The sequence below is a fragment of the Mesorhizobium sp. B2-4-2 genome, from assembly GCF_006442845.1.
Classification (GTDB): Bacteria; Pseudomonadota; Alphaproteobacteria; order Rhizobiales; family Rhizobiaceae; genus Mesorhizobium.
Genome location: NZ_VFVM01000010.1, coordinates 66,516 through 84,612, shown reverse-complemented (window position 1 = coordinate 84,612; position 18,097 = coordinate 66,516). Strand labels below are relative to the sequence as shown.

General features: G+C 63.0%; 20 protein-coding genes. 16 read left to right on the top strand and 4 right to left on the bottom strand.

Annotation, left to right across the window (positions count from 1 at the left end):
* Window positions 1-100: 100 nt before the first annotated feature.
* On the bottom strand, window positions 101-415 hold the full coding sequence (locus FJ942_RS21635) for a YMGG-like glycine zipper-containing protein (protein WP_140521524.1): 315 nt from the start codon (window positions 413-415) through the stop codon (window positions 101-103).
* A 304-nt stretch (window positions 416-719) separates the two neighbouring features.
* On the opposite strand from FJ942_RS21635, the gene FJ942_RS21630 reads away from it, so the two are divergent.
* From FJ942_RS21630 to FJ942_RS21585, 10 genes are all read left to right on the top strand, one after another.
* Window positions 720-1,631 (top strand): hypothetical protein, encoded by a 912-nt coding sequence (locus FJ942_RS21630; protein WP_140561079.1) that lies wholly within the window; start codon window positions 720-722, stop codon window positions 1,629-1,631.
* A gap of 45 nt (window positions 1,632-1,676) precedes the next feature.
* The gene (locus tag FJ942_RS21625) at window positions 1,677-2,666 is read left to right on the top strand and encodes a Coat protein (protein WP_140515933.1); all 990 of its coding nucleotides are present in this window, start codon (window positions 1,677-1,679) and stop codon (window positions 2,664-2,666) included.
* A gap of 177 nt (window positions 2,667-2,843) precedes the next feature.
* Entirely contained in the window at window positions 2,844-3,455 is a 612-nt protein-coding gene (locus tag FJ942_RS21620) for a hypothetical protein (protein WP_140561078.1), read from the top strand.
* Window positions 3,455-5,911: a hypothetical protein gene (locus FJ942_RS21615; RefSeq protein ID WP_140898869.1), complete on the top strand. Its 2,457-nt coding sequence runs from the start codon at window positions 3,455-3,457 to the stop codon at window positions 5,909-5,911. The genes FJ942_RS21620 and FJ942_RS21615 overlap by 1 nt, the downstream gene beginning before the upstream one ends.
* Before the next feature lie 293 nt (window positions 5,912-6,204).
* Window positions 6,205-6,858: a hypothetical protein gene (locus FJ942_RS21610; protein WP_140817830.1), complete on the top strand. Its 654-nt coding sequence runs from the start codon at window positions 6,205-6,207 to the stop codon at window positions 6,856-6,858.
* 2 nt (window positions 6,859-6,860) lie between these two features.
* The gene (locus tag FJ942_RS21605) at window positions 6,861-7,364 is read left to right on the top strand and encodes a hypothetical protein (protein ID WP_140817828.1); all 504 of its coding nucleotides are present in this window, start codon (window positions 6,861-6,863) and stop codon (window positions 7,362-7,364) included.
* Window positions 7,364-9,892 carry a hypothetical protein gene (locus FJ942_RS28590; protein ID WP_181169995.1) on the top strand — a complete coding sequence of 843 codons (2,529 nt, stop codon included), beginning with the start codon at window positions 7,364-7,366 and terminating at the stop codon, window positions 9,890-9,892. The genes FJ942_RS21605 and FJ942_RS28590 overlap by 1 nt, the downstream gene beginning before the upstream one ends.
* A 56-nt stretch (window positions 9,893-9,948) precedes the next feature.
* Complete coding sequence (locus tag FJ942_RS21595; protein WP_224519111.1) at window positions 9,949-10,326, top strand: hypothetical protein; 378 nt, start codon at window positions 9,949-9,951, stop codon at window positions 10,324-10,326.
* A 297-nt stretch (window positions 10,327-10,623) separates the two neighbouring features.
* Window positions 10,624-11,097, top strand: a complete 474-nt coding sequence (locus FJ942_RS21590) for a hypothetical protein (RefSeq protein ID WP_140499943.1) — start codon at window positions 10,624-10,626, stop codon at window positions 11,095-11,097.
* 28 nt (window positions 11,098-11,125) lie between these two features.
* A complete protein-coding gene (locus FJ942_RS21585) occupies window positions 11,126-11,311 on the top strand; it encodes a hypothetical protein (protein WP_140663772.1) in 186 nt (61 codons plus the stop codon).
* 643 nt (window positions 11,312-11,954) lie between these two features.
* Here the strand turns inward: FJ942_RS21585 and FJ942_RS21575 are convergent.
* Window positions 11,955-12,143, bottom strand: coding sequence for a hypothetical protein (locus tag FJ942_RS21575; RefSeq protein ID WP_140521537.1), 189 nt, complete (start codon window positions 12,141-12,143; stop codon window positions 11,955-11,957).
* 334 nt (window positions 12,144-12,477) lie between these two features.
* On the opposite strand from FJ942_RS21575, the gene FJ942_RS21570 reads away from it, so the two are divergent.
* On the top strand, window positions 12,478-15,051 hold the full coding sequence (locus tag FJ942_RS21570; protein WP_140898867.1) for a hypothetical protein: 2,574 nt from the start codon (window positions 12,478-12,480) through the stop codon (window positions 15,049-15,051).
* A 19-nt stretch (window positions 15,052-15,070) separates the two neighbouring features.
* On the opposite strand, the gene FJ942_RS29075 is transcribed toward FJ942_RS21570, so the two are convergent.
* Both FJ942_RS29075 and FJ942_RS21565 read right to left on the bottom strand, forming a co-directional pair.
* A complete protein-coding gene (locus FJ942_RS29075) occupies window positions 15,071-15,193 on the bottom strand; it encodes a hypothetical protein (protein ID WP_263486362.1) in 123 nt (40 codons plus the stop codon).
* 38 nt (window positions 15,194-15,231) lie between these two features.
* Complete coding sequence (locus FJ942_RS21565; RefSeq protein ID WP_140898864.1) at window positions 15,232-16,059, bottom strand: class I SAM-dependent methyltransferase; 828 nt, start codon at window positions 16,057-16,059, stop codon at window positions 15,232-15,234.
* Between the two features lie 182 nt (window positions 16,060-16,241).
* Here FJ942_RS21565 and FJ942_RS21560 point away from each other — a divergent pair, with 182 nt between their 5' ends.
* From FJ942_RS21560 to FJ942_RS21540, 5 genes are all read left to right on the top strand, one after another.
* Complete coding sequence (locus FJ942_RS21560) at window positions 16,242-16,979, top strand: glycosyl hydrolase 108 family protein (protein WP_140898862.1); 738 nt, start codon at window positions 16,242-16,244, stop codon at window positions 16,977-16,979.
* 2 nt (window positions 16,980-16,981) lie between these two features.
* Window positions 16,982-17,182 carry a hypothetical protein gene (locus tag FJ942_RS21555; RefSeq protein ID WP_140499933.1) on the top strand — a complete coding sequence of 67 codons (201 nt, stop codon included), beginning with the start codon at window positions 16,982-16,984 and terminating at the stop codon, window positions 17,180-17,182.
* The gene (locus FJ942_RS21550; RefSeq protein WP_140499931.1) at window positions 17,179-17,418 is read left to right on the top strand and encodes an ABC transporter permease; all 240 of its coding nucleotides are present in this window, start codon (window positions 17,179-17,181) and stop codon (window positions 17,416-17,418) included. The genes FJ942_RS21555 and FJ942_RS21550 overlap by 4 nt, the downstream gene beginning before the upstream one ends.
* Entirely contained in the window at window positions 17,403-17,603 is a 201-nt protein-coding gene (locus FJ942_RS21545; protein ID WP_140685705.1) for a hypothetical protein, read from the top strand. The genes FJ942_RS21550 and FJ942_RS21545 overlap by 16 nt, the downstream gene beginning before the upstream one ends.
* 100 nt (window positions 17,604-17,703) lie before the next feature.
* Window positions 17,704-18,015, top strand: coding sequence for a hypothetical protein (locus FJ942_RS21540; RefSeq protein WP_140898967.1), 312 nt, complete (start codon window positions 17,704-17,706; stop codon window positions 18,013-18,015).
* The last annotated feature ends 82 nt before the right edge of the window (window positions 18,016-18,097 follow it).

The following is an 18,097-nucleotide window of genomic DNA, read 5'->3' as shown; positions in this document are numbered from 1 at the left end:
GTTCGGCAGCGACCGAGGTCGGCGCTCTACGGCGCCCCCCTCTGTCCTGCCGGACATCTCCCCCACGAGGGGGGAGATCGGCGGTCTGGCCGCCGGTGATTCAATAATTGCCGTTGTAGTACCGGTCGTCGCAAGGCGCGGTGTAGATGCGGCCGTAGCGGTCCTGGTAGCGGCAGAGCTGGTCGCCGCGGCGCTGCGGGGTGGTGGCCGAGCCGACGACGGCGCCGAGCAAGGCGCCGCTGGCCGCGCCGATGACCGTGCTCTTGGTGTTGCCGCCGATGGCCTGGCCGACGAGGGCGCCGCCGGCGCCGCCGATCAGCGCACCGGTTCCGGCCCGCTGCTGGCCTTCCGTCTGCGCGCAGCCCGCCAGCGCGGCGATCATCAAAACGGCGGCAGTTGTTTTGTGAAGGTTCATGTGACGTCTCCCTTAAAGATTTGAAATCCCTATCGATCGTCCCGTGCGGCCGCATTGCGGCGGAACGGCGGCACAGGCTGTCACGATATAAGACATGGTTTCTCGGGCGTTGATGAACCGGGAGGCGAAACACCTCTTTCGAACAAGGCGCTAGCGCCGATGCCTGTCAAAATGATTCAGCCTGAGCGGTCCCGGCCGTGTCTGGCCGCCCTTCCTGCCGCGTAGACCGCTCCTCTCCCTCACACAAGGACGATTGGCGGCGCCACCAGTTCACTTCCAACCTAACCCTCAAAAGGAACATCACATGACAGATCTGGCAGATGCCGGGTCCGTGGCTGCCTCGTCGCAGCCGGCGGGCAACCCGGAACGGCCACCGGCAGGCGCGGATAACGGGTCCGCCGGGCTTGCCGGCAAAAGTTGGTTTGACGGTCTTTCCGAAGGCAACCGCAAGCTTGCTGAAGCCAAGGGCTGGACCAAGCCTGAAAGCCTCGATCGGGTTTTCACATCCTATGCGGAGCTGGAGCGGCGGCAGGGCGAAAGCCTGCGCGTTCCAGCCAGGGACGCGCCTAAGGAAGACTGGGACAAATTCCATGCCCGGCTGCCCGAGGCGATGCGTCCGCTGACATCGCCCGAAAAGGTCGAATACCGGCGGCCCGACGGCCTGCCGGAAACCTTCGCCTATTCGGACGAACTCGCCCAGGCGTCCAAGGCCTGGGCGGTCGAAGCCGGCGCCACGCCGAAGATCGCCCAGGCCTATCATGACAGGTTCGTCGGCTACATGGCCGAGCAGGCGGCGGCCCAGCAGGCAGCGCTCGCCCGCTCGGTCGAAGCCACCCATGACGATCTTGTCAGGGATTGGGGGCCTACCGACAGCGATGGCTTTCGCCAGAAGCTGGAGGTGGCCAACCGGGCGATGAAGAAGCTCGGCCTGGTCGATGCCTACAAGCAGAAAGGCATCCTTCTGCCCGACGGCGCCCTGACCGATCCGCAGATCGCCAGGGCCTTCCAGGCGATCGGCGAGGCGATGTTCCGCGAAGACACGATCGACGCCGACGCGGCGCCGCGGGGGCAAAACCCCTTCCGGCGCAACGCCGCCGGCGAGCGCAACGTTTCGGCCATTTCAGCCCTTGTCAAAAGCGACCCTCAACGCGCCCGGCGGCTGGCCAGGGAAGCGGGCGAAAACCCGGATCTCTGGATGCCGAACAACCCGCTCTGATCCCGACGCATCAGCCGCCGATCAATCTCTCAAAGGAAAGACAAAATGGCAGACGCCTATACCCGTATCGCGGACGCGATCGTTCCGTCCGTTTATGCCCAATACGCTTTCGAGGAGCACGTCCAGTCGCTCGAAATCTACCAAGCCGGCATCCTGTTTTCCGATCCGGCCATCTCCTCGAAACTGTCGATGGGCGGCCGTTCCGTCGACATGCCCGGCTGGAAGGACCTCGGCAACGATCCGTCCGAGCCGGTCAATGACGACCCGGCCGATTCCATCGAGATGAAGAAGATCGGCTCGCGCCGCGAGGTCGCCGCCCGCAATGTCCGCGCCCAGGCGTGGGGCGTTCCCGACCTGACCTCCATCCTGGCGGGCGACGATCCGCAGAAGCTGATCGTCAAGCGGCAGACCGAGTACTGGCAGCGCGCCAACAAGCTGACCCTCATCGGCATGCTCAAGGGCGTCGTCGCCGACAATCTGGCCAATGACGGCGGCGACCTGGTGCGCGCCACCGGCGCCTCCATCGTCGACACCGACATCATCGAGGCGGCCTACCTGATGGGCGACCGCGCCGACAAGTTCCGCACCCTCTGGATCCATTCCAAGCAGATGAAAGCGCTGAAGCTCGCCGACCTCATCGACTATGTGCCGTCCTCGCAGCAGGGCGGGCCGCTCATCCCCTATTACATGGGGCTGCGCTGCGTGGTCGACGACGACATCCCGCAGGCGGCGGGCGTCTACACCGCGTTCATGTTCAAGGACAAGGCGATCCTGTGGAACGAGCTGCCCGTGAACACCGAAGGCGGGCCGCTCGAGTTCGACCGCAAGCCGCGCCAGGGCCATGGCGGCGGGGTGACGGAAATGGTCGGCCGCCGGCATTTCGTGCCGCATGTGCCGGGCACCCGCTTCCTCGACGCCTCCACCGCCGGCGAATTCGCCACCGACGCGGAGCTGGCGCTGGCGGCGAACTGGGACCGCACCGCGTCGAGCGTCAAGACCATGACGTTCATCGCTCTGAAGACGACCGAGGCATAGGGTTTCGTCTCCCGGGAGGTGGGCCAGGCCCACCTCCTTCCTGCGAGCGCCGGCGCTTGAACATTGACGCCAACCGTCGATGCCGGCGCTGCCCCTCATTGCCCTGCCGGGCATTTCTCCCCGTGAACGGGGAGAAAGACGCACTTCCCCCAATCACAACCCACGGAGGCCTTACCCATGGCCATAACCCCGACCGACATCGCCAATATGGCGCTGGCCGTCCTCGACGAGGCGCCGATCGACAGCCTTGACGAGGACATCAAGGCCGCGCGCTTGCTCAACATGCATTTCGACCTGACCCGCGAGGCCGAGTTGACGAAATACGCCTGGGTGTTCGCCATCCTTTCGGCATCCCTGGCCGGCAGCGATACCGGTTCCGGCGATTGCACGCTGAACTGGGTCTATGAACTCCCCGTCGATTGCCTTCGCCCGCTGCCGCTGACCCACAATGGCGAGCCGGACGGCATCGCGATCTCGTGGCGGCAGGAGGCGGGGCTGGTCTACAGCGACCGGGCGGGACCGCTCACCATCCGCTATGTCGCGAACCTCACCGACCCCAACGACTGGGACGCGCCGTTCACCGAAGTGCTGGTGGCGGCACTCGCCGTCAAGATCGCGCATCCGCTGACGCACAAGGCCGGCATGATCGACATTGCCCGTTCGGCCTACGACCGCGCGCTGGACGCCGCCTTCACCGCGCAGGCCATCCAGCGCGGCGGACGGCTTTCGACATCGAGTTGGGCGCGGCAGCGCGGCGACAGCCGGTTTTATGCGGGGGCCATGCGCTGATGGCGACGCTCTATCCGGTCCAGGACGTCTTCACCCGCGGCGAGATCTCGCCACGCCTGCACGCGCGCGCCTCGCTTGATCTCTACCGCGCGGCGCTGTCGAAATGCGAAAACTTCGTCACCCTGCCGCATGGCGGCATCCGCAAGCGCGGCGGCACCTGTTTCGTCGGCGAAGTCAAGACGTCCGCCAAGGCGACGCGGGCGATCCCGTTCATCTTCTCGGCCGACCAGGCCTACATGCTGGAGTTCGGCAATCTTTACATCCGCGTCTACGCCTATGGCGCGCGTGTCGGCACGGTCGAGGTGGCCTCGCCCTATCTTGAAGCCGACCTGTTCGATCTCGACTATGTGCAGTCCGCGGACCAGATGTGGATTTCCCACAGGGATTATCCGCTCAAGGTGCTGACGCGCACCGCCCATACGGCATGGGCGCTCGACGACTACGCGATCGACGACGGGCCCTATGACGACATCAACGATACGCCGACCACGCTGACGCCCGCGGACTATGGGGCGCTGACGCCGAAGATGACGTCGAACACCGCGCCTTCCGGCACGGTCTCAGGCATGGGCGGGGCAGGGGACGCCTTCCAGCTTTTCGACAAGGCGACAGAGACGGACAGCGGCATCGCCGGTGCCACCAACGGCTCGGTCACCTACCAGCTTGCCGGTGGCGCGCAGGCCATCGTCGAAAACTACTATCTGACCGCACGCACCGGCGGAACGGTCGACCGCACGCCGACTATCTGGGTGCTTGAAGGATCGAATGACGGCGCGACATGGGTGACGCTCGACAGCCGCACCGGCGAGACCGGCTGGTCGGGCGGCGAAACCCGCTACTATGAATTCCTGAACAAGCTGGCGTTCGAGTATCACCGCTTTACGTGGAAGGCGATCAACGGCGCTTCGGACAGCGCGTTTTCCGAACTGAACCTCAACCGGGCGGCGGCCAGCCAGACCCCGTTCGACCTCACGGCGTCATCGACCGCCGGCATCAATGGCGGCGCCGGCTTCCAGGCTTCTGACGTCGGCCGGGCCATTCGCCTGCTAGCGTCCGACGGCCGCTGGCGCTGGGCCAAGATCACCAGCCGCACCAGCGCCACGGCGGTGAAAGTCCAACTGCATGGATTTGCCCTGCCGGACCTCAGCCCGATATCCCGCTGGCGCCTGGGCACGCTTGTGCCGGGGAAATATGTCGAAAGCGGATCGCTCTACGAGGAGCGCCTGGCCTTCAGCCGCAAGTTTTCGGTCTACGCCTCGGCAACGGGGGATTTCAACAATTTCGCATTGGGCGAGAAGGATGACGACGCGCTGGAATTCCTCCAGGCCGGCGGCGGCCAGGCGAACGACATCACGTGGATCGCGGAATCGGACGGCGCGCTGCTGATCGGGACGCTCGGCGGCGTCCGCGCGCTCTCCGGCTCCGGCATCGACGAGGCATTGACGCCCTCCTCGTTCAAGAACCGGCGCTCGCGCACATCGGGCTGTGCCCGCATCCGCCCCGTCGATGCAGGCCAGTCGTTCCTCTATGTCACGCGCTCGCGCCGCTCGATCGCCGAGCTGACGCAGGCTTCGACCGGCCGCTTCACCTCCGACGATATCGGCCAGATCTCCGAGCATATCGCAAAGCGTGGCGTGGTCGAGCTGGCGTTCCAGACCGACCCCGACCCGATGCTCTGGTTTCCGCTCGATAATGGCGAGCTCGGCGGCTACACCCACCAGCCCTCGCAGGAGGTGCGCGGCATGCACCGCCACCGCCTCGGCGATACCGTCGCCGGTTCCGGCTGGGCGGCCGTCGAAAGCGCTGTGGTGACGCCCGGCCAGGATGGCGTCGACGACATCTGGCTGATCGTCAGGCGGACCATCGGCGGCGTGACCAGGCGCTATATCGAGATCATGACGGCGCCGTTCGAATATGGGGCGCTGGAGGACGCCTTCCAGGTCGATTGCGGCCTGACCTATTCGGGCGCCGCCGTCAACACCGTGTCCGGGCTTGCCCATCTCAACGGCGAAAAGGTCGACGTGCTGGCCGGCGGCAAGGTCTATCGCGGGCTGCCGGTCGCCTCCGGCCAGGTGACGCTGCCCGGCGGCGCCGTCGCGGCCAGATGGCAGGCCGGGCTTGCGTTCCAGTCGCAGGCCGACACGCTGGAGCTCGACGTCGCCGGCCGGGACGGCTCGATCCTCGGGCGGCGCAAGAAGGTGGCGGGTGTCATCCTGTCCCTGCTCGAGACCGACACGACAGGGCTTCAGGTGCAGTCGCTGATCCGCGGCCGCTGGGAAAGCGTGCGCATGCCCTCCCTCGTCGCGCCCGACGGCAAGGCAAGCCTGTTCACCGGCAATGTCGAGGTGCCCATCGACGACAGCTGGGAAGGGCAGGGCCGGGTGCGGATCCGCCACGTCAACCCGACGCCCTGCACGATAAGGGCATTTACGCCAGTGTTCGACGCCGAGCCGTAGGGCGAGCTGGCGTTCCTCGCCCCCGCGAGGCGGGGGAGAGGTGGCCGCGAAGCGGTCGGAGAGGGGGCCTTCGTAAGGCGCAGGCGCTTCTGCCGGAGAGTCCGGCACAGGTCGGCGCCATCCCCTCTCCGTCTCGGCTTCGCCGAGCCACCTCTCCCCACTTGGGGGGGCGAGGAACCCAGGCTGAATCAACGCCGCGATCCTTCGCGCCTCCCTCTGCCCTGCCAATTTCCCCCACAAGGGCGATTGGCAGTTGCGCCCTCCCGCCCATCCACCCACAAGGAACCCATCCCGTGACCACATCCCCCCATGCCGAACAGCTCGGCAGGGCGCGGACGGCTGCCGAATATGCTGCCGTCATCGCCTTGCTCGATGCCGACCTCAATGATGCGATCGCCCGCCGGCGCGGCTGCGAACAGGCCGAGGACCGCGCCGTTTTCGGCGACGGCGATCTTTCCGCCGCGCGCATCGCGCTGGACGACTGCAACGACGTCGTCGCGCTGCTGGAGAAGATTATCGCTGCCGCGGACAAATGCCGTGCCGCGGCCGCCGCGGCAGAGGCGCGCGCGGCCGTCGAGGCGCTGGGCGGGCAAGCGAAAACCAAGGCAGAGGTGCTGACCGAGCGCTGGCGCGCGGTGCGCCGCCTGGTCGAGCTGTTGCGCCAGGAACTGTTCGAGGCCGATGCGCTCGCCCGCGCGCTCGCCACCGCCAACGGCCTCTTCGACGCCGCCGGCATGCCTGACCTGAAGGTGAACCTGGCCGTTGCCCGCCGCGCCGCCATGGCCGGGCCGCGCGCGCCGGCGCCGGCGCGCCTCAGCCGCCCGGCGATCCAGGCCGACAGGCTGCTTCTGTCGTTCACCAACCCCGGCGGCGCGCTCGACCCGCGACCGGCACTCGGCGCGCGGGCAGCCAGGAAACCCCCCATTGCCGCATCCCAGCGAGGCTGACCATGTGCACATTAGCCCTTCTCGGCACGGCCATCTCGGTGGGTGGCGCATTGATCGAAGGCCGGCAGCAAAACCAGGCGGCCGGTTATCAGGCCAAGGCCTACGGGCAGCAGGCGCAGGCCGATGCGCAAAGTGCCGCCTTCGAACAGAGCCAGGAACGCCACAGGCAGGATCTGCTGCTTTCGCAGGCGCGAGCCCGGGCGGGCGCCTCCGGCGTCGGCCTATCGGGCTCGCCCACCGAGGTGCTGGCGGCCAATGCCAGGCAAGGCCAGCTCGACCTGAAGGCGATCCAGTACGGCTCGGCGCTGCGCCGCAACACTCTCGACAGCCAGGCGGCGCTCGCGCGCTACTCCGGCAGGCAGGCCGCGGCGGCGTCGATCTTCAAGGCCGGCGGCAGCCTCGTGTCCGGGCTCTCCCGTCTCTACGACCCGACCAAGGCCGTGACCTTCGGCAAGGGCGCCTTCCCGCCGGCGCCGGGCGGCGCCTTCACGGGAGGGCTCTACTGATGGCGACGATTCCTCTCCAGCTTGCCCAGCGCCGGCTCGAGGCCGGCAATGGCGTTTCCTATCCCGAGGGGTCGCCGGCCGGCAGGGCGATGCAGGATCTTGGCGACGAGCTCTCGGCCGTCGCCGAGCGCTACCGGCAGATGAAGGAGCGGCAGGAGGCGTTCGACGCCGAGCTGGCGCGCCGACGGTTCGCCGACCGCATCGCGCAGGCGGAAGACGAGGTGGCGGCGAACGCGCCGGCCGACGGCAGCGGCCTGCACGATGCGATGTATGGCGAGGTCGATCCGCGCACCGGGCAGGTCGTCAAGCCCGGCCTGTTCGACACGCTGTTCGACGAGACTCTGCCTGAGATACCCGAGAGCCGGCGGGCCGCTTTCGCTAGGCAGAAGGAGCCGATGCGCGCGGCCGGCTCGCCGCGCATGGCGCAGCGGCAGCAGGAGCAGCGCGATGAATATGAGCTGGCGGAGTGGGCGAAGGTCGACACCATGTCCACCAGCTCCATCGCAAAAGGCGACCCGAACGACATCGGAGCTTTCGAGGCGATCCGGCAGAACGGGTCCGATCTGATCGCCAAGATCGGAAACCCGGTTATCAGGCAAGCGGCGGAAGTGGCCTGGCGCAGCAACACGGCCAAGGCACTGGTTCAGGCGATGATCGCCCAGGATCCGAAGCGGGCCGCCGAGATGTTGGGCGGGGCGCCGGCAGACTCTTCCAGCAGCGATGCCTCCGACGTTAGCTGGATCCGTCTTGCCGGCAGTTCAGATACGGCGGCAGCGAAAGGCAATCGTGTTGGCAAGCTCGCGCCGGATGAAATTGTGGCACAAGCATTTGGGGAAGACATTCCACAAGACGACCGGTCGGCGCTGCTCCAACAGGCGCAGGCGGCTCACGCTTCTCAGCAAGTTGAGATGCGCACCCGTATTGGCCTCGCCGAACAGAACGCACCTAGGGCGATCAGGGACACTGGCAGCTATTCGGGCCCGACCTTCACGCCAGAACAGTTCGTGGGGCTCTATGGGGCGACGGAAGGGTTCAGGCGTTTTCAGGCTCTCCATCAAGCGCTTGATGTCAGTCGCCAGTTCCACGGCATGCGCACAATGTCCAATGACGCCGTGCAGGCCATGGTCAAAGAGTCTGCGCCCAAGGCCGATAGTGCGACGCCAGAAGAGGATCGGGCGCGTTATGATGCAATAGCCACCGCGGCGGACCTGACATTTCAAGCGAGGCGAGGCGATCCGGGCGGTTATGTACGCAAGACATTCGCGGCCCTCGACGCAGCTTGGAATAATCTTTCGAAGCCGGAGGACTATCAGACCGCGATCGTTGGCTCGATTGCCGCCCAACAGCAGTTGGGCCTCAACCCCGTCCAGCCGTTGCCGAATTCTGTGGCAAAAGGCGTTGTAGGGAAATTTAAAGACGAAGCTCACCCGCCCAAATCTCAGCAGACAGAGCTGCGCAATGTGCTTGCCGCTCTGCCGAATCAAGAGGCGCTTGAAGCGGTGCTTGGCCATCTTTTGCAGGCCAGTGCGTCGCAAGCAGACAACGATGCCGCGAACAGCTCGCTTCGGGCAGCAGGCGTCGACCCGATGGGCGTGCTCGATTTGCAGAACACCGTCCAGTCGGGATGGTCGGTACCAACTGGGTACGCAACCAACCGGTACCTGACGGCTCGAGAGCGGTTAGGGAACCTAATAGCTGGCGATAGTGAACCGGGAAGTCTGTGGCGGTTCGCCGCGCAAAAGCTTGTAGGCTCTGAGGGCCTCGGCAATGACGGTATTTCGGTAGCCGACTTCACACCTGTCGTGGGAGCTTCGTTGGCGCTCGACGAAGCCCTGAATGCCGCCCTGGATGGAAACTACAGCGATGCAGTGCTCGACGCCTTAGGTACCTTTCCCGGCGAAAAGTTGGTGGGTGAGGTTTTCCAGGGCGCCAAAAGTATTGCCAAGCCCTGGGTCGAGAGCTCTTCCGTATTTTCGAAGCGATCGGCTGAACTTGCCAAAGGCGGCGAGATACTTGTTCGTGGCGTCGACGCCGAAACCCTTCGATCCCAACAAGCCATTGCTCGGTCGGTCTCTCGGCAGTCTCGACGCCGTAGAACGCGATCCGGTGAGATATCCGAAAGTGCTTTTGAAGCTGCAATGCTGGCTTCTCTGCTTTCTAGGGACGCCTCCATGATTAAATATGCCGGTGCAAAGGTTGGGTGGACGAAATCAAAAAACTACCGAAAAACGTTCTTTAAAGCGAATCCCGCACTCAACGAGGGAGATTATGTTGTTCATCATAGTGTCGAGCAAAACGTTCTTGATAGATACCCAGGGCTTTTTGCAAGTGAAGAGATACATTCACTCGAAAATCTCCGTGGTGTCCGAAAGGAATTCGACGTAAATTTGCATTTAAAAGTGATTCGAGCCGAGTGGGATGAATTCTATAAGACGCACATCACGGCAACCCGGCAGCAAGTGCTTGACTACGCAACTGAGTTAGACAAGAAATATGGGCATCTGTTCGACCCACCGATAGGTGAATAATGCGATATTATGAAGTTAGGCCTGACGTGGCTGGTGGGCTGGGTGAGAACACTGTTATGGACACCAGCGTCCATCCGCCTGCCGTGAGCAAGCTCCACTATCAGGTTGAGGGATGGTTCGGCGACGCGCTTGTCACCACTTTTCCTTGTTTCCTGGTGACGGAAGAAGCCAAGCGCGGATTGCTCGATATTGGCATCTCCGGCGCTACATTCGCTCCTGCCGAAGTGACCAAATCCGAAAATTTTCTGGAGCTGCAGCCCGATGTCGAGCTCCCTCCGTTTGTTTGGCTCAAGGTGGACGGTAGAGCAGGTCACGACGACTTCGGCGTCAATCAGAAACTGAACCTCGTGATATCGGAGCGCGCCTTCGATGTGCTTGATGAACTGGGACTTCCTTCCGCATCCATCCAACGGTTCGACGTCGGCAATAAGTAGTGGGGTCGCCCGCGTCGTTGCCGACGAACGTTAAAGCGCCTCGGATAAGTGTCGAGTTAATCATGACGATCAATGCCAAATCCAATTTTGAGCAGCGTCACACATCTGCCTTCGGTTTAATGTCAGCCGGGCTCGACGAAAAGATCTTATCGTCGCCAATGGTGGGCTAGATCACGTATCAAATATTAAGCCTCGTACCAGGGAAGAGCACATAAGGCTCCACATGGAAGCCGGCGATTTTCAGCGCTGGGCTAGGAGACGATGGCTGCGGACTAAGATAAGTAGTGGAGAGAAACTGTGAGCAAAATTACCCCGGATCTCGGTAAAGTAAGCCGTCTTCCTCTACCAGCAGACGACCCAGGTGCAGATGATGACCTTGACAGCGCCCTTCTGGAAGCTCGTGAATATATCAAATCATACGACTGGGTAAGGAGAATCGAAGGCGAGTATTTCGGATATGGTGCCGAAGGGATAATATACATTTTTCTCTTCGAGATTTCACCCGGGAAACCAGATGTGCCACGATGGATATGGGTGCTCGTCGGTGATGTACCCCCAGCGTACATGCCCGGTGACGATTTGGAGACCCCGTACGAGGCGCTGGACGGATATATCGGTGCAATGGATGAGTGGGTTGAAGCTGCGCGGCAAGGGAAGTCCGTGGCGAAGCTCATTCCCGTTAATGTCCCGGCGAATCCCGCCAACGCCGAGATGTTGAGTGGACGGCTTAAATTCCTCGACGAAAAGATTCTGCCGCTGCTTCAAGAATGATGTCTCGGCAAGCAGAAGAGCCTAAGATATGGATAAATGGAAGTTCGAAGGTCCAGAAAATTTGGCCGTCATATCGACCCGAAAAATATTTGGTGGTGGCGGCTGGGTTGCCTACGCCTCACATGATGCCGATGATGAGTCGTGGCAATTCTACGGAGATGAAGCTGAAGTTGATCAAGGCGACCTAATTTGGTGGGTTTGGCCGAAGTGGTAGAGCTTGATAATACGGTTGCACAATTGGCAGATTTGCCAGTGGGTTGGCATGCTCGGCGCGATACAAAGACCTCACCATGGAGGCGGAGCAAAATGCCCGACGAATTTCCGGAACTGAAGGAGAGCTAGTTCCGTCATCCAAATTCCTGGTGGGGTGAATTTCTGGCCAGTCGGCGCCCGATGGCCGAAGAATACAATTTTAAGCAAATGTTTCCGGATTGGTCTATTCTGTTACCTGGCGGCAGTTCAGGTGCAATACAGCGGAAACACCCACGGAACACCTTGGCATTAGGGCTGCCAGTGCACTTCGATGGCGCAGCTGGCAGCTCTGCGATGTGTAATATTAGCTAGGCGTAAACTTTGGCATGTTCGTTGCACCTTACCCCTTGAGGGGGCCACAGGGGTTGGAACCGATGTATCGAAATGACACAGAACTGTTCGCGCGGGCGAACGAGCGGGGCATTACGATCTATCAACGCTCGAAAACGGTGTGGATCGCGGCGGGAAGCTACCGGGACCGCGAATATGCGGTGAAGGGGCGGACACCCGCCCTTGCGCTCGCCTTGTGGAAGGAGGCCACCAGATACAGCGGGTCGGGACTTTAGAGCCTGTCCTTGCCGTCTGGATGAAGCCTCAAAGGCGATCTAGACGCCCGCTACGCGACAGAACATCTGCAAAGCCGTCAGGGCGCGGGCCTCGGTCGGCTCTTCGCCTCCTGCCTGTGAATCCGCCGGCGCCGTCACCGCTCCAACGGATTTGTACCGTGAAGCGAACGGCCTTTCTTCTGCCGTGCGGTTGTCGTTTGCAGCGACGACAATCGCGGATTTTTTCATCGGAAATCACACCTTGTGGAAGCGCTGCGACATTGACGCTCCCATAGCGCAAGCCACCGCAGTGCGCGGGTGTTAACACGGCAGCCAGTCCGGGAGCAAGCCGGCATTGCTGCTTGTTCAGGAAGTGCGTGCCCAAGGACAAAAAACCGACCGCTGAATTGTCTCTCGCCTAGCCGAGCGATCGTGACCAAACTTCTCAAGGAAGAACCTGAATGACCGTGGCGCCGTGGCCGCACGGGCCAGCGCTTATCCCATCCGAACCCGTCGCCACGCCGCCAACCAACCCGAATTCCAAGCCTTGCTTTCGCGAGGCTTTTTTTATGGAGCAAGCCTCATGGCCCGACCCGCAACTGCCGCCGTTCGCCTGCTGACGGGCGAGCGCGAACCCGTGCGCCTGGCGACGACGGCAAACCTGGAGACGGTCATCGTCGACGGCGTTGCCTGGATCCTCGGCCTGAAGACGATCGACGGGGTTTTGACCGCCGTCGGCGACCGGGTGCTGGTCAAGAACCAGTCGGACGCCCGGCTGAACGGCATCTATACGGCGAGCGAGGGCTACTGGTACCGCGCCGCGGACGCCCGCACCGCGCGCACGATGCAGAAGGGAACGACCGTTCACGTGCAGGAGGGGGTTGCTTCGGGTGGCCTGGTCTACGCTTTCCAGACCCTCAATCCTGTGATCGGCACGAGCGACATCGTGATCTCCTACTATCTGTCGGATGATCCGCTCGGGGATATCGGCGGAGCGCTGGCGGCAGTCATCCACATCGCGGAACTCGCGCGCGACCTGGCCCAGCAATATGCCGCCGACGCCGCGCAGGTTTCGGGCGTCAACGTGCCGATCTACGCATCCGTGGCGACAGCATCGGGCTCGACGATCGCTGCCGGCGTCAAGAGCATCAGGACCCAATTCTACGCCCCGGTCTTCACGACCCCGGCAACCCTGGTGGGCGGCGCCAACTATGCCCGCATGTCGCGCGCGGCGATCACCGCCGGCGGCTACCCGGCGCTGGCCTATTTCCGCTCCGCCGACCGCTTCATGCCGGACGGGACGACCGATGCGGTCAATGGCGGGTTTTGGGTGTTGAATGAAAGCGTCGCCACCGCCACGATGTTTGGCGCCCGTGAAGGGCTTGCCGACAACGCGCTTGCGTTAAACGCGCTCGGCTCCTATTGCCGGATTACCAAGGCCGTGCTCGTCCTGCCTGCCGTAGCAACATACTACGCGGTTGGCTCTTCTATCGACTGGCGCGACATCAGCGAGATCAATGGCAAGGGGGCGCTGATACGCGGTGCTTTCGACGGCCTTTCGGCGGTCCGCATCGGTGGGACCGGAACGAATGTTTTGCGCGGCGCAAAGATCTGGTTAGAAGTCCAGAATACACCAGACAAATCTGTTGTCGCCAACACGCGAGGCATTCACTTCGGCGGCATGGCCGAGAGCAAGCTCTGGCTTGCTGCCCGTGGTTACGACGAAGGGCTCTATTTCGACGGCCTGACGGCAAATACAAATTGGGTAAGCAACGAATTCAACATCATCACTCTCTACAACAACGGCTCCCATGTGCATTGCGATCTGGCTGGCGCGAGCTATTTCGTAAACAACCAGTTCCGCGGTGGAACCTGGTACATCGGCACCAACCAGAAGGCGGCGGGTCGCGGGACCTTCAAGCTGACTCTCGCCGGGACCGCTGCCGTTGAAGAGGTGTTGATCGACAGCCCCCAAATCGGCATTGATGGTGGCTCGGCCGGCGTTAGCCATGCAGCTTTCATCTACGCCGCGCTAGGCAGCACCAGCAACCTGACCACCGTGTTTTTCAAGAATGCGCGCATCGAAACTTACAGCGCCTTCACCAACACACTTGCTCTCGTCAACGTGCCATCCGCGACTGGCTTCGCCTCCTTCAACATTGATCTTTTGAGCGCGTCAGGCATCGATGACGCGAACATCCTTTCGCCTGATCTGAAGCGCCTGTTTGTCTCACTGCGAGATATGTCGAATAGGCCGACTGGAGGGGCCAACTTGGTGAGGCGCTTTCAGGGCGAGCGGTTCTTTCCGGTGCAGGCCGAGGGCCGCATCACAGTACCCGGCGTCGTTTTGTACGACAGCGCGACCGGCGGTTATACAGCTCCATCGCCCTTCCTGACCAACGGTGTCACGGCGCGCACGTCGCGGGCCAACGGCGACGGCCAACTTGTGGTGTCAAGCTCGGGCCAGGCTGTCGGCCACATCTACAAAAAAGCCAACACCACACAGCACGCGTTCCTCAACTTCCTTAACGGTTCGCGCGCCATTACGGTCATCTGTTTCGACGCCTCTGGCACCGTGTTGTCAGGCAATGCCCCGTACTATGCAAAAGGTAGCAACGGCCAGTCAATCGCTCGAACCGGTGCATCGGTTTATGAATTTTCGACCAACTGGCTGTGGATACACCCATCTGTTGCCTCATTCTTCGTTGGGGCGTCCGGATGGATTGGCGCAACGATCATTGAAGGTATCGATTTTGAACAAGGCTTCGCCGCGCCCATACTGCGATTGCGTGATCAAGAGACCGACATCAGCCGGCTTTGCTATAGCTTCCTTATGGAAAGCTATCTTCCCGTTGGAGCGACCATCGAGCGGGCACAATTTGGTGGATATCGAAATACATTCCTACTGAAGACCACCGTCTCCACCGCCGCCATTTCCGGTGCCACCACGATTGGCTTAGCAAGCGTCGCGGGAATCACGGCTGGCGACCGTATTGGAATCGAACTTGACACTGTGATTACCGGAGCAGAGCTCCAATGGCACCACACAACTGTGAACGGCGCACCTTCGGCTAACACGGTGACACTGACCAATGCCTTGCCGGCAGCAGCCGCTGCCGGCCGCGCGGTCAGGCTCAATCGCTGGGTGGCGCGCTAGGTCGGTTTCTTGCGCAGGATCAGCAATGCTTCGTCGCCATCGGGAAGTACGGCACCTTCAGGTAGTGATCGGCCGCCGTGGGGCTGATATCGATGTTCCGGCGCATGCCGAGATAAAGCCTGCGGGCGATATTTCTGAGCAAGGTCTCGCCTCCGATGGTTTATCCGGGCTCTCGTCTCGTCACCGCCTGACGCCCCAGGCATAGGTTCTTTGCTTGGACGCGTTCAGACGGCGCACCTCGTACCGGCCCTGCCGCTCGATCTCGGCGACCGCTTCGACCACGCCATCGAAGGACCCCGGCGTGACGTCGTCGAATACGACCATGTCGCCCTCGCGCTGAACGCCCGAAACGCAGCGATGCTCGGCCAGCACGTTCTTCCTGGTGTGCTGCGCGTCGATGAAGGCGAAGTGGATCCGGTTCACGCCGACCCTGGGCAATTGAAGGAGTGAATCGCCTTGCAGGAAAATGATCCGGTCGGCCAGCGGCTGCCACGGCCGAAGCAGTTCGGCGCGCGACTTCCTGCCGTCATGGTCGTCGATGCAATTCCAGTAGAAGCGATGATGGTGCGGCAGGACGTCGAGCGTGACGACATGCCCGCAGGCGCCGGCATCGGCGAGTGCCTTGGCCATGCAGATCGCGGAGAAACCACGCGCGGTGCCGGTCTCGACGACGGTGGTGAATGGCCTTGGGCTGTCGGCCAGCTGGCGGCGAAGAAGACTGTAGAGCACCCGCCCGTGCGGGTAGGCGAGCGCGCTGGTCTTGATGGTGATCTGGGTGTGGAGGGCCAGTTCGTCGAGCCAGTCGCGATCGACGGCAAAGCCGGTTTCGGCCTCGAGCCTGTCGATCTCAGCGAATGAGACGCGCCGGGTGGCTTCGAACAGCCTCAGATATTCCTTTTTCGAGGCACGCGGCGCCGAGCCCAGCGGGTCGACGTTCCAGCGGCGATCGATGGCGGCCGACAGGCTGTTGAAGGCCAGGCGTCGCGCGGCGCCAACAAAGTCTCTCATCCCAGACCTGTTCGTCCTAAAATTGTATTTTTTCTAACCATGCGTCGGCCGGCGCGCAAGGCGACCTTCGGTTTTGATGCACTGCAAGTAGGCACCCAGCCGCGCGCAACGGCGACTATCCGCACCCCTGTGCTGCCGGCGATCACCCACTCACCCATCCACCAGAAATCGAAAGGGATATCATGGACCGCAATTTTACGTGGGCGCTTGCGCTCGTCCTCAAATCCGAAGGCGGCTGGTCGGACAATCCGGCCGATCCGGGCGGCGCCACCATGAAGGGCGTCACGCTCGCCAATTTCCGCCGCTACGTGAAGGCGGACGCCGTCAAGGCGGATCTCAGGAAGATCAGCGATGCCCAGCTCGCCACGGTGTACCGCCGCTTCTACTGGGATGCGGTGGCTGGCGCCGAGTTGCCCGACGGCGTGGACTACGCGGTGTTCGACTATGCCGTGAACAGTGGGCCAAGCAGGGCGGCGAAATATCTTCAAGCAGTCGTCGGCACCGCCCAGGACGGCCGCATCGGGCCCGAGACGCTCGCGGCCGTCGCTTCCCGACCGGCCGCCGTCGTCATCGACAATCTCTGCGATGCCCGCCTGGCTTTCCTGAAGCGGCTTCCGACCTGGCCGACTTTCGGCAAAGGCTGGTCGAGCCGGGTCGGATCCGTCCGCGCACAGGCGCTGCTGCTGACGGCTGTCGGGGCAGGCGAGGCATCGGCCACGCGGCCAGATCCTGCACCGGCCGCTGCTGCGGCGGCGCCGGGCGGCGCTGCTGCCGTAGATGCCGTCGAATCGGTCGCGGCGATGCCTGCCGGCGCCAACATTCCAGCCGCCGCCAAGGCGGGCGGCATCATTGTCGCGTGCCTGCTCGTCGCCTACGCCGCCTGGCACCACATCGCCGCCACCTTGCAAGGAATGTTCTGATCATGGCCACCACAACCCAGCCGACCATCCGCCCGACCAACAAGCTGACGGCCGCGACCATCGCCGCCGCCGCCGTTTCGATTTCGGGCGTCTTCGTGCGCAATGTCTGGCCATCCTGGTACGATGCCGAGACATGGGCCACGCTGCTGCCGCTAGCCGTCTTTGCCGTCGGCTATCTCGTCAAGGACGCGCCAAACCAATGAGCGCGCTCCTCTCCTTCCTGCTCAGCAATTCGACCGTTCTCGGCATCGGCGCAGCCATCGTCGCTGCGTTTGGCTGGGGTGTTCGCCAGCGGCTTGCCGGCGAGCGCGCCGAACGCAGCCGGCAGGCCGCGGCCGAGGCGGCGGCGCGCGACGTCGCCGACCAAGTGGACAACGATATCGGCGCGCTACCCGCCGCCACTGCCCGAAAGGAGCTCAGGTCATGGGCAAGGGATTGATTGTCGCAGCGGCCGCAGCACTTGTCGCGGTAGCCGGCTGCACCACCGTCACCGGCGGATTTTGCGCGGTTTCGAGCCCGTTGCGCTTGTCCGTATCCGCCGTCGCAGCGCTGTCGGATGCGGAAGTCCGGACGCTGCTGGCGCACAACCGCAAGGGCGAGAAACTGTGCGGGTGGAAACCATGACGATCGTATTGCCGCTCGATTCGGGCCCTGCTGCTCTGGGACTGCTCATCTTCGGTGCCGGATCGGTCGTTCTGTTTCCTGATCGCGAGACAATGAAATGATGCATGATATTTTCGATGTGCTCGGTATCAAGGTGCCGGTGGTGGTCGCCGGCCTTTCCGGCGGCATATTGCGCGCGCTGTCGCGCCACCGCTACAAACCGCGCGAGATGGTGGCCTCGCCGATCTGCGGCGCGCTAGCCGCCGCCTATCTGACGCTGCCCGTGGTCCAGTATTCCCGCGCCATGGGCCTGCCGATGGCCAATGACGACACCACGACGCTGGCGGCCGCATTCCTCATCGGCGTCTGCGCGATGTGGATCTCGGATATCGTATTCGAGGTCGTGGTGCGCAGGTTCAAGCCTGGGGAGTGACGCCGCGCGTCCGTGGTGATCGGCAGCAGGACGCGCCCATCGACTGGACGAAGCCGACGACAATGCCCATCTATGGGAAATC

What these genes read in the sequence shown, in the direction of transcription:
- FJ942_RS21635 (WP_140521524.1), bottom strand. Translation starts at nt 415, where the DNA reads ATGAACCTTCACAAAACAACTGCCGCCGTTTTGATGATCGCCGCGCTG.
- FJ942_RS21630 (WP_140561079.1), top strand. Translation starts at nt 720, where the DNA reads ATGACAGATCTGGCAGATGCCGGGTCCGTGGCTGCCTCGTCGCAGCCG.
- FJ942_RS21625 (WP_140515933.1), top strand. Translation starts at nt 1,677, where the DNA reads ATGGCAGACGCCTATACCCGTATCGCGGACGCGATCGTTCCGTCCGTT.
- FJ942_RS21620 (WP_140561078.1), top strand. Translation starts at nt 2,844, where the DNA reads ATGGCCATAACCCCGACCGACATCGCCAATATGGCGCTGGCCGTCCTC.
- FJ942_RS21615 (WP_140898869.1), top strand. Translation starts at nt 3,455, where the DNA reads ATGGCGACGCTCTATCCGGTCCAGGACGTCTTCACCCGCGGCGAGATC.
- FJ942_RS21605 (WP_140817828.1), top strand. Translation starts at nt 6,861, where the DNA reads ATGTGCACATTAGCCCTTCTCGGCACGGCCATCTCGGTGGGTGGCGCA.
- FJ942_RS28590 (WP_181169995.1), top strand. Translation starts at nt 7,364, where the DNA reads ATGGCGACGATTCCTCTCCAGCTTGCCCAGCGCCGGCTCGAGGCCGGC.
- FJ942_RS21595 (WP_224519111.1), top strand. Translation starts at nt 9,949, where the DNA reads ATGGACACCAGCGTCCATCCGCCTGCCGTGAGCAAGCTCCACTATCAG.
- FJ942_RS21585 (WP_140663772.1), top strand. Translation starts at nt 11,126, where the DNA reads ATGGATAAATGGAAGTTCGAAGGTCCAGAAAATTTGGCCGTCATATCG.
- FJ942_RS21575 (WP_140521537.1), bottom strand. Translation starts at nt 12,143, where the DNA reads ATGAAAAAATCCGCGATTGTCGTCGCTGCAAACGACAACCGCACGGCA.
- FJ942_RS21570 (WP_140898867.1), top strand. Translation starts at nt 12,478, where the DNA reads ATGGCCCGACCCGCAACTGCCGCCGTTCGCCTGCTGACGGGCGAGCGC.
- FJ942_RS21565 (WP_140898864.1), bottom strand. Translation starts at nt 16,059, where the DNA reads ATGAGAGACTTTGTTGGCGCCGCGCGACGCCTGGCCTTCAACAGCCTG.
- FJ942_RS21560 (WP_140898862.1), top strand. Translation starts at nt 16,242, where the DNA reads ATGGACCGCAATTTTACGTGGGCGCTTGCGCTCGTCCTCAAATCCGAA.
- FJ942_RS21555 (WP_140499933.1), top strand. Translation starts at nt 16,982, where the DNA reads ATGGCCACCACAACCCAGCCGACCATCCGCCCGACCAACAAGCTGACG.
- FJ942_RS21550 (WP_140499931.1), top strand. Translation starts at nt 17,179, where the DNA reads ATGAGCGCGCTCCTCTCCTTCCTGCTCAGCAATTCGACCGTTCTCGGC.
- FJ942_RS21545 (WP_140685705.1), top strand. Translation starts at nt 17,403, where the DNA reads ATGGGCAAGGGATTGATTGTCGCAGCGGCCGCAGCACTTGTCGCGGTA.
- FJ942_RS21540 (WP_140898967.1), top strand. Translation starts at nt 17,704, where the DNA reads ATGCATGATATTTTCGATGTGCTCGGTATCAAGGTGCCGGTGGTGGTC.